1 protein-coding gene is annotated in these 463 nt (G+C 51.8%); it reads right to left on the bottom strand.

The annotated features are described in order from the left end of the window. Positions 1-149 precede the first annotated feature (149 nt). On the bottom strand, positions 150-463 hold a 314-nt coding region (locus tag AC1DLB_RS32040; protein WP_477786541.1), incomplete at its 5' end, for a hypothetical protein.

Here is a 463-nt window from a genome sequence, read left to right as displayed (position 1 = left end):
TGAAAGCGCTTGAAACATGTTTTTAAGGGCATTTCGGCTGAAAACAGAGGCTTTTCCCGATAAATACTTGCTTCCCCCTGATGCGTTGTAACGCGGCCTACTAGATAATCGCGCGCTACGGGGATCAGCGTTCGTTGGTCCATTTTGACTTAGGTAGAGACTTGTCCGCGGCCTGTTGGGGAATCATTTTGCCCCATGGGAGTCGGAACAATGCTCGCCAACTTGGCAAGAGTGGTCCGCAGGGTCGGTTTTTTCCACCGTACACCGTGCTGGCACTTTAACTGGCCGTTGGTTTTTTGATCTGTTTTCGGCGAGGGTTGCTCGTGATTGTTAGTCCCTGTAATGCACCAAAATTGTCTGCCAAACGGTTTCGAAATGCTCTGGTAGCGGGCTCTGCACTGCTCTGCCTGTTCAGCGCCGGCCAGCTTTGGGCATTCAATCTGGATGACGTATCGGTCAAGGC

Source organism: Pseudomonas sp. 05N434 (assembly GCF_056396965.1).
Note: the sequence above shows the minus strand (reverse complement) of the source record. Positions and strands in the feature narration are given on the sequence as shown.